9 protein-coding genes are annotated in these 9,241 nt (G+C 64.8%); 3 read left to right on the top strand and 6 right to left on the bottom strand.

Translation table 11 applies throughout. From position 1 onward, the window contains the following. Positions 1–190 (bottom strand): hypothetical protein (locus tag IVB32_RS29690; protein WP_247412203.1); only part of this gene is annotated, 190 nt, incomplete at its 3' end. Between the two features lie 58 nt (positions 191–248). After that, positions 249–509 (bottom strand): hypothetical protein, encoded by a 261-nt coding sequence (locus IVB32_RS29685; protein ID WP_247297383.1) that lies wholly within the window; start codon positions 507–509, stop codon positions 249–251. A gap of 135 nt (positions 510–644) precedes the next feature. Here IVB32_RS29685 and IVB32_RS29680 point away from each other — a divergent pair, with 135 nt between their 5' ends. After that, complete coding sequence (locus IVB32_RS29680; protein WP_247297384.1) at positions 645–1,865, top strand: lytic murein transglycosylase; 1,221 nt, start codon at positions 645–647, stop codon at positions 1,863–1,865. 6 nt (positions 1,866–1,871) lie between these two features. On the opposite strand, the gene IVB32_RS29675 is transcribed toward IVB32_RS29680, so the two are convergent. The 3 genes from IVB32_RS29675 to recJ form a co-directional block, all read right to left on the bottom strand. Further along, on the bottom strand, positions 1,872–2,669 hold the full coding sequence (locus IVB32_RS29675) for an aldolase (protein ID WP_247297385.1): 798 nt from the start codon (positions 2,667–2,669) through the stop codon (positions 1,872–1,874). A 109-nt stretch (positions 2,670–2,778) separates the two neighbouring features. Beyond that, entirely contained in the window at positions 2,779–3,588 is an 810-nt protein-coding gene (locus tag IVB32_RS29670) for a glucose 1-dehydrogenase (protein ID WP_026232728.1), read from the bottom strand. Between the two features lie 45 nt (positions 3,589–3,633). Beyond that, on the bottom strand, positions 3,634–5,475 hold the full coding sequence (recJ, locus tag IVB32_RS29665) for a single-stranded-DNA-specific exonuclease RecJ (RefSeq protein ID WP_247297386.1): 1,842 nt from the start codon (positions 5,473–5,475) through the stop codon (positions 3,634–3,636). A gap of 277 nt (positions 5,476–5,752) precedes the next feature. Between recJ and IVB32_RS29660 the strand changes: the two genes are divergently transcribed. Next, positions 5,753–6,829, top strand: coding sequence for a methyl-accepting chemotaxis protein (locus IVB32_RS29660; RefSeq protein WP_247371074.1), 1,077 nt, complete (start codon positions 5,753–5,755; stop codon positions 6,827–6,829). 126 nt (positions 6,830–6,955) lie between these two features. On the opposite strand, the gene IVB32_RS29655 is transcribed toward IVB32_RS29660, so the two are convergent. After that, positions 6,956–7,975, bottom strand: coding sequence for a helix-turn-helix domain-containing protein (locus IVB32_RS29655; RefSeq protein ID WP_247371072.1), 1,020 nt, complete (start codon positions 7,973–7,975; stop codon positions 6,956–6,958). A gap of 411 nt (positions 7,976–8,386) precedes the next feature. Here IVB32_RS29655 and IVB32_RS29650 point away from each other — a divergent pair. Beyond that, on the top strand, positions 8,387–9,241 hold an 855-nt coding region (locus IVB32_RS29650), incomplete at its 3' end, for a formylglycine-generating enzyme family protein (RefSeq protein WP_247412200.1).

Genomic DNA, 9,241 nt, shown 5'->3' with positions numbered 1-9,241 from the left:
CCCGCACGCGGCTTTGATCGGCGTCGTTCACCAGCTCATGCGAACTCACCCGCTCGCCGCTTCGCTCCAGGTGCAGATCGGTTTCGGGCTTCCAGCTCAGTGTGGTGGCGAGATCGCCAGGGAAAATCTGCCATTGTGATCCGTCGTCGAGCTCGACGACGTGGCTCTCTGCATGCGCGCGTATCTTCATTCGATCCCGGATTCTCGACGGAAGGCGGGCCCCGACCATCGGCCGGGGCCCCGCTCCGTTAGTCGTTGTGGTGATGAATCACGGTCTTTTCGCGGTTACCGAATTCATCTTCCTTCTTGATGACGGTGGTGCGGTCGGCAGGCTCGCGCTCCTTGATCACGGTGGTGCGATCACGATCGCGGTCACGCTCTCGATATTCCGGGGACTGTCCGACGGTCACGCCGGCGCCGACCGGACCAACATGAACACCGACTTCGTCGGCGAATGCGGGGGCTGCGATAGCGGTGACCATGGCGGCCGCAAACAGATACTTCCTCATCTCGTCCTCCTCGATTGCATGCGGAGGGAATGCGTGAGTGCGACAATTTGTTCCGGAAGGAACAGGACGGACGTCCCGTTCCCAACCCTCCAGGAACCGACTCACAGGAGCCGCATTTCCCGCTACAATAAGTCGATGAAACACGCTGATTCCTCGATCCATCATACCCGCCGCGCCTTCACGATCGGCGCCGCCACCCTGCTCGCTTTCCCGACGCATGTCTTCGCCGCACCTCCAGGCTTCGACGAATGGCGTGAGGGTTTTCGCGCTCGTGCCATGGCCAAGGGCATCTCGGCTGCGACATGGCAGCGTGCGATGGCGCGGGTCGAGCCCGACATGAGCGTGTTCAAGCAGATGCGTACCCAGCCCGAATTTCATGAGCAGGTCTGGCAATACATCAACCGTCGCGTCTCCGACTGGCGCATCATCAACGGCAAGATCGCGCTGAAGAACAACGAGGCGCTGCTCGCGCGCATCGAGCGCGATTTCGGCGTCGAGCGCGGTACGCTGCTGGCGCTGTGGGGCGTCGAGTCCGCCTATGGCGATCCGCTGGTACAGCAGAACCACATGACGCCGGTGTTTCCCTCGCTCGCCGCCCTTGCCTGGAACGAGCCGCGTCGCAAGGCCTATTGGGAGACCGAGTTGATCAACGCGCTACGCATCGTCGACAAGGGCTGGAGCACGCCGGAGCAGATGCAGGGCTCCTGGGCCGGCGCGATGGGGCATTCGCAATGGATGCCGGAGGTCTGGCTCAATGTCGGCATCGACTATGATGGCGACGGCAAGGTGTCGCCGTTCGGCAAGCCCGACGACGCGCTGGGCTCGACGGCAAAATATCTCGTCAATCGCGGCAAGTGGCACCGCGGCGAGCATTGGGGCTACGAGGTGCGCACGCCCGGTGAGATGAGCGGCAGCCGGACCTATGCGGCTTGGCAGGCGGCCGGCGTCACCCGCGCCGACGGCCAGCCATTCCCGCAAGCCTCCGCATCCGCGCAGATGTGGACGCCGGTTGCGGGCGGGCCGACGTTTCTGCTGGGACCGAATTTCAACGCGGTGAAGAGCTACAATCCCTCGATGAACTATGCCCTGGCGATCTGCCATCTCGGCGACCGCTGCCTCGGCGCCCCGCCTTTCATCCAGCCGTTCCCCGGCTCCGAGCGCGCGCTGACACTCGCCGAGGTGCAGGAGATGCAGACGCGCCTGACCAAGGCGGGCTTCGACACCGGCGGCACCGACGGCCGCGTCGGCAACGACACGATGAAGGCAATCAAGGATTTTCAGCAGAGGGCCGGTATCGTGCCTGCGGACGGCTATGGCGGGCTGAAGGTGCTGGCGAAGCTACGCCAAGGGTCGTAGGCGGCCTCAGTGCCTGTAGTGCGGCTCCTCCGCATCGAGCTGGCGACGGATCGCCGCAAGATGCAGCCGTGCAGATTCGGAATCGCCCTCGCGCATCTGCCTGTAGGTCTCGGCTGCAATCGCGGGATCGACCGGCAGCACCTGTCGCCCGGTCGACATCGCCAGCACCTGCACCTCGGCGGCGCGTTCGAGATAGTAGAGATCGTCCCAGGCCTCCGCGATGGTCGGTGCCAGCACCATCACGCCGTGATGCTTCATGAAGATGATATCGGCATCCCCAACGGCGGATGCGATGCGCGCGCCTTCGCGGTTGTCGAGCGCAAGGCCGTTGTAGTCGCGGTCCACGGCCGTGCGACCATAGAACTTCAGCGCGGTCTGGCCGGCCCAGATCAGCGGATCGCCTTCGGTCATCGACAGCGCCGTGGCGTAGGGCATGTGGGTGTGGAAGGCGACCTTGGCGCGCGGCAGGCGCTTGTGCATCTCGGCATGGATGTAGAACGCGGTCGCCTCGGGCACGCCCTCGCCGTCGAGCACGTTGCCGTGGAAGTCGCAGATCAGCAGTTTTGACGCGGTCAGTTCGCGGAAGGCGTAGCCGTACGGGTTGACCAGGAAGAGATCGTCATGGCCCGGCACCACGGCCGAGAAGTGGTTGCAGATGCCCTCCTCAAAGCCGTTGCGCGCAGCCATCCGAAAGCAGGCGGCAAGATCCTCGCGCGCGCTGCGGATCGCGTCGCTCACGAGGTCCGGACGGTTCGAGCGGAACGTTGCTGGCGTGGAGGACGAAGAGTGAAGGCTGTGCGCCATGGCGGAAGGACACCTCTGTCGATCGGAAGACGCCCGCGTTGTACAGGTCCGACGCCTGCGCGTCAGCCCCCGCGGGCGCCACCCTGCCCTTCGCAGCCCGCGCGACGGCCTATTGCCGCCGCGGCACGCCGCCGGCATTCATGCCGCCGTCGATGACGAGTTCGCTGCCGGTGACGTAGCACGAGGCATCGGAGGCCAGATACAGCACGCCGGAGGCAATCTCAGAAGCATGGCCGGCGCGGCCGAGCGGCGTGACGAGGCGCGCACGCTCCTCGGGATCGATCGGTGCATTGCCCTGGTTGCCGGTCGCGCCGGTCGGGATCTTGCCCCAGATCGGGGTGTCGATGATGCCGGGATGGACGGAGTTGACGCGGATGCCGTCGCCGGCGGCCGCGCACTCCATCGCGATCGACTTCGCGAACAGCCGCACGCCGCCCTTGGTCGCCGAATAGGCCGACAGCCCAGGCGCGCCGCGCAGGCCCGCGAGCGAGGACATCATGACGATCGAGCCGCCGCCGGTCTTGCGCATCAAGGGCAGGCAATGCTTGACCGAGAGGAAGACGCCGTCGAGGTTGATCGCGTTCTGCTTGCGCCAGTCGCTGAGCGTCATGTCGACGATCGAGGGCACGGCGATGCCGATGCCGGCGTTGGAAACGAGAATATCAAGCCGGCCAAAGCGCTTCGCGATCTCGGCTGTGATCTCGATCCAGCGCTCTTCGCTGGTGACGTCCTGCTCCAGGAAAATCGCCTTGCCGTCGGCCTTGGTGATGCGATTGGCGAGCTCGGGGCCGCGCAGCTCGTCGATGTCCGTGGCAATGACGGTGGCGCCCTCGCGCGCGAATAGCTCGACGACGGCTTCGCCGATGCCGGAGGCGCCGCCCGTCACCAGCGCCACTTTACCCTCAACCTGCCCTGCCATGTTCACTCCCAGTTTTGCTGTTAGCTTTTTTGTTGTTTGCCGGGCCTATCTAATCATGGATGGTCCCTGATCGGGTAGCGCGACGTCGATGACGCGGAATTGCACACGCTCGGCGCCCTGATAGCGATCGACCGACAATGATCCCGCGACATGCAATTGCTGGCCGCGATTGGCAACGAGCGCGTTGCCGAGCTTCTGTCCGATCGAACGGAACGCGATGCCGTTGACGATGGCGCCGTCGCCCGACTTGAAGCGTAGCCTCAAATGTGCCTGTCCCACCTCGTCGGCATAGACGAGCTGGTGCGCCGGCAGCGCCAACACGACTTCCGGATTGCCGCTGCCGAAGGGACCCGCGCGGTTGAGCGTCGCTGCAAGCTCGGTCGTCACCGCGCGCGCGGAGACCGCGCCGTCGATGTAGAGCTCGTTGACGTGGCGCGCCTCGGCAACGTCGCGCCCCAACGCATTCTCGAGGTAGGCGCGAAACTCGGCGAGTTTTTCCTTCCGCAGCGTGACCCCCGCAGCCATCGCGTGGCCGCCCCCCTTCAGCAGAATGCCATCGGCGACCGCCTGCCGCACGGCCTTGCCGATATCGACGCCGGCAATCGAACGGCCGGAGCCGGTGCCGATGCCCCCGGGCTCCAGCGCGATCGCAAAGGCGGGCCGCGAGAACTTCTCCTTCAACCGGGACGCAACGAGACCGACCACGCCGGGATGCCAGCCTTCGGAGGCCGTGACGATCACGCCGATCTTGTCCTCGAGCCCGATCGAGGCGAGCGCCTCGGCTTCGGCCTGCGCTTCGGCCGCCTGCTCGATGACCCGGCGCTCGCTGTTGAGGCGGTCGAGTTCGGCGGCGATCCGCGCGGCCTCGACGCTGTCACCCTCCAAAAGCAGGCGCACGCCGAGATCGGCGCGGCCGATGCGACCGCCGGCATTGATGCGCGGCCCCAGCATGAAGCCGAGATGCCAGGCCTCCGGCGGGCCGTTGAGCCGCGCCACGTCCATCAGCGCTGTGTGGCCGACATGGTCGCGCCGCCGCATCGCGATCAGGCCCTTGGCGACGAACGCGCGGTTGAGACCGATCAGCGGCGCGACATCAGCAACCGTGCCGAGCGCGACGTGATGCAGCATGCCGAGCAGATCCGGCTCGGGCATCTCCGCATTCCAGAAGCCGCGCTGGCGTAATTCACGATTGACCGCGACCAGCGTCACCAGCACGAGGCCGACGGCGGCGAGATGGCCGAGGCCGGAGAGATCGTCGAGCCGGTTCGGATTGACCAGCGCGTCGACCTCCGGCAGCTCCGTGCCGGCCTGATGATGGTCGATCACGACGACGGACATGCCGATACGTTTTGCTTCGGCGAGCGGCTCGATGCTGGTGGTGCCGCAATCGACGGTGACGAGCAGCGTGGCGCCCTTTTCGGCCAGCGCGCGCACGGCTTCCGTGTTGGGCCCGTAGCCCTCGAAGATGCGGTCGGGAATGTGGATCAGCGGATCGAGCCCGCAATGCCGCAGATGCCAGGTCAGCAGCGCCGCCGAGGTCGCGCCGTCGACATCGTAGTCTCCGAAGATCGCGACCTTCTCGCCGTTCGCTGCGGCATCCGCGATCCGCTTCGCGGCGGCCTCCATCTCCGTCACCGTGAACGGGTCCGGCAGAAGCTTGCGGATGGTGGGATCGAGGAAATCTGCGACGGCGTCGCTGTCGACGCCGCGGCCTGCCAGCACCCGCGCCAGGAGCTCGGGCAGTTGGTGGCGCTGCACGATGGCAAGCGCTTTCGCCGCCCCGCGGGCATCCAGCCGGTCGCGCCAAAGCTTGTCGGTGAGCGAGCGCGCCACTCCCAGGAACGCCTGGGGCGCTTCGACGGGCAAGGCGGTAGCGGGCGGCGTCATGAACAGCTGTCGGTTTGAGGAACCTGGAAGCCGGAGGGATTGCATCGTCCGGCCGACGGACGATTGGCCCGCAATCCCTCGGGATTTGCAACGTCTGCGCGGCACAAAGCGGTGGATTGCCGCTTTGCTACGCGGACTGACTATCATTTGAGCATTCCGCAAAACAGCAAATTAAGCAGGCGTTAGGCGGAATCTTCGAAAAAGAATCGTATTCGATCTGTCAGTGATTGTTCCGGGTTCGTTGCAGATCAGACCTCATTGCCAAGGGAAGCCCCCGATGTCTGCTGCGCTGGGTCTCAAAGCCAAGCCGATCGCAAATGAACCCGCTGATGATGATTCCGATATCTCCGCGCTGATCAACCGCCTCACGGCGGAGGTCAACCAGATCGCGGTCGACAAGACCAAGGCGATCCAGCAGATCACCAACCAGATGAAGATGCTGGCGCTGAACGCGTTGATCGAAAGCTCGCGCGCCGGCGCGCAGGGCGCGGGCTTCGCGGTGGTGGCGCAGGAGGTCCGCGGCGTCGGCCAGCAGGTCGAGACTATCGCCCGCGAACTCGAAAGCCAGCTGACCAAGCGCACCGGCGACCTCGTCGCCTCGATCGACCGCATGAGCCAGCGCTCGCGCGGCGAGCGCATGGTCGACCTCTCGCTCAACGCCATCGAGCTGATCGACCGCAACCTCTATGAACGGACCTGCGACGTGCGCTGGTGGGCGACCGATTCCGCGCTGGTCGATTGCGCGGCCTCGCCCGACGCCGCGGCCGTGTCCCATGCCTCGCAGCGTCTCGGTGTGATCCTAGGAGCCTACACCGTCTATCTCGACCTCTGGCTCTGCGATCTCGACGGCAACGTCATCGCCAACGGCCGCGCCGACCGCTTTCGCGCTGTCGGCCAGAACGTCGCCCACACCAAATGGTTTCGCGAGGCCAAGACCCTGCGCTCCGGCGACGACTATGTCGCCGGCGACGTCGAGAACCAGCCGCTGCTCGGCAATGCCCAGGTCGCGACCTATTGCGCCAGCGTCCGCGCCGGCGGCCAGGCCAACGGCGCGCCGATCGGGGTGCTCGCCATCCATTTCGACTGGGAGGCGCAGGCCCGCGCCATCGTGCAAGGCGTGCGCGTTGGCGACAGCGACAAGGCGCGCGTGCTGCTGGTCGACTCCAATCTTCGCGTGATCGCCGCTTCCGACGGACAAGGCATTCTCAGCGAACGCATCTCGCTGTCGCTCAACGGCCAGCGTTCCGGCTTCTACCAGGACGGCTCGGGCACGCTGGTCGCGTTCCATGCGACGCCCGGCTACGAGACCTATCGCGGCCTGGGCTGGTACGGCGTGATCGTCTGCGGGGCCTGAAGCTGGAGGCGGCTCGCCTATCCAACTCAAAACCGTGAAAACAACCCCATACACGGTAGCCATCCGGTTGTTTTCATGACAGTTTTTTCGCCGTTTGACGCCTGCAAAACACTGGCATGCATGCCATCATGGCGTCGTTCGCGGTCCAGGCTCAAAGCGCGAGGCTCTGGCGATCTCGTCTTCGGCGGCCTGCACCGCCGCGATTCCGAGCGTTTGCGACGGACGCTCTCCGAACATTGCCAGGTAGTATTGCGAGAACCGGCCGAGTTCGTAAAAGCCCTGCTGCATGGCGACCGCTGTCACGGTGGTCGAGCCGGGTGCGCTCTGGTGCAGGATCGAATGAACAGCGCAAAGACGCTTGTGCCTGAGGAAGCTGACCGGGCCGAGACCGAATACCTCCTGAAACGCGCGGTGTAGGGTGCGCCGCGATACGCCGAGCGCCGCGCAAATTTCCGACACGTGCATCGGACGGGTGCCGGCGTCGTCGAGAAACTCCTCGACCTTGCGGATCAGCCGTCGCGCGGAAGGGAGCCAGCCATTGCCGTCGGGTGGCAGCGACGACGCGACGTTGGCAGCCATGCATTCGGCGATCGATCGTTTCCAGAAATCGGCTGTTGATGGCGTCAGTCCGTATTTGTTGTCGCGCAGGTGCGACATGATCCGGACCAGGCGGCGCGAGGCGATCGCGCCGCTCTCGATGTCCGCGCGGAAATGACCGCGGCTGCGCCAGGTGTCAGGATCACTCAGCCGTGCTTTTCCGGCGAACAGCGTCGCGACCTCGTTGAGGTCGAACCGCATGGCGGCGTAAGCGGAGCCGCCGTGAAAAACACCGTCATGTTCGAGCAGCGGCGGAATGACGAGCACATCGTTGAGCTGCATGTCGAACGACCAGTGGGCGACGCGCTCTTCGGCCGCGAGCAGCATCCCGATGATCAGCTTGTCGTCGCTGGAAACCCGCTGCGTGCGCATGCCGACGTTGAACGCACCAATGCTGAGCGAGAAGTCGCCGATGCCGACATGGGACAACGTTCCGCGCAACCGACCGCGGCCGAGTTGCATCACATCGACATGCGAGCCGTGGACGGCCTGCTGAAGTCCTTCGAAACCGTCCAGCTTGCGCGAATCAACCAGGAGGACTTGCCCCATGGCTGTACCGTGTTACTGAAGCGCGACAATTCTGCGGCACGCGAGGCCTCACCAACTCCCCCGCAGACTGGCACAAACTGCACATCACAGCCGTCCAATCTTCGGGTACCGTTTGCAACCTTAGCGATATTGAGCGGACGCGCTTTGGGGATGGCAGAGCGCACGCGGCATGGATTTGCCGCGTGGTCGAAAACGTGCGTGCAAAAGAAAGAGATGTTGACGCAGCGTCCTCCTCTCCCCGAGTGCCAAAAAAATGGGGCTAGACAATGCGTCTAATGGGCCGGGCAGAGAGCTATCGTCGAAGTCTGCCAGGTTGGCGCAGTAGCATCAGGTGGACTACGAGCATCGGAGCTTCCACCATGTTGCGAGCAGATCTGCGAGATGGTCTTCATTCCCGGCGGAACCTTTCGCATGGGATCCGACCATCATTATCCCGAGGAAGCGCCGAGCCATCGCGTTGCTGTCGACGGCTTCTGGATAGACCGCACGCCCGTGCGCCGGTCTTCAAATCATCCGGCAACCACTCGCAGTGATCCAGACCGGCAGTTCAAGCAGTTCGTCGACGCAACCGGCCATGTCACCGAGGCGCAGATCGTTCCCGATCCGAAGGACTATCCGGGCGCGCTGGCAGAGATGCTCTACGCGGGATCGCGGGTGTTCTCACCGCTGCCGCGCATCACCGATCTCACCGACTGGAGCCAGTGGTGGACATTCCTGCGCGGCGCCAACTGGCGTCATCCCTATGGTCCTGGCAGCAACATCGAGGATCTCGACGATCATCCCGTCGTCCACGTCTCCTTTAGCGATGCGGCAGCCTATGCCCACTGGGCCGGCAAGGGCCTGCCGACGGAGGCGGAATGGGAATTTGCGGCGCGTGGCGGCCTCGAGGCGGAGGAATACGCCTGGGGCGATGCGCTGATGCCGGGCGGCAAACACATGGCCAATATCTGGCAGGGCAACTTCCCCGTCCAGAATCTCGGCGAGGATGGGTACGAGCGTACCTCGCCGGTCATGGCCTTCCCGCCGAACGGCTACGGCCTCTACGACATGATCGGCAATGTCTGGGAGTGGACCTCCGACTGGTGGTCGTCAAAACACGCCGCCGACGCCGCAAAACCCTGCTGCATCCCCAAAAATCCCCGCGGCGGCGGTGAGCACACAAGCTACGACCCTCGCCTCCCCGACATCCAGATTCCGCTCAAGGTCCTCAAGGGCGGCTCGCACCTCTGCGCGCCGAACTATTGCCGCCGATACCGCCCGGCCGCG

Source organism: Bradyrhizobium sp. 23 (assembly GCF_023073295.1).
Classification (GTDB): Bacteria; Pseudomonadota; Alphaproteobacteria; order Rhizobiales; family Xanthobacteraceae; genus Bradyrhizobium; species Bradyrhizobium canariense_D.
The sequence above is the reverse complement of the archived record's forward strand: the minus strand, read 5'-3'. Positions and strand labels throughout refer to the sequence as shown.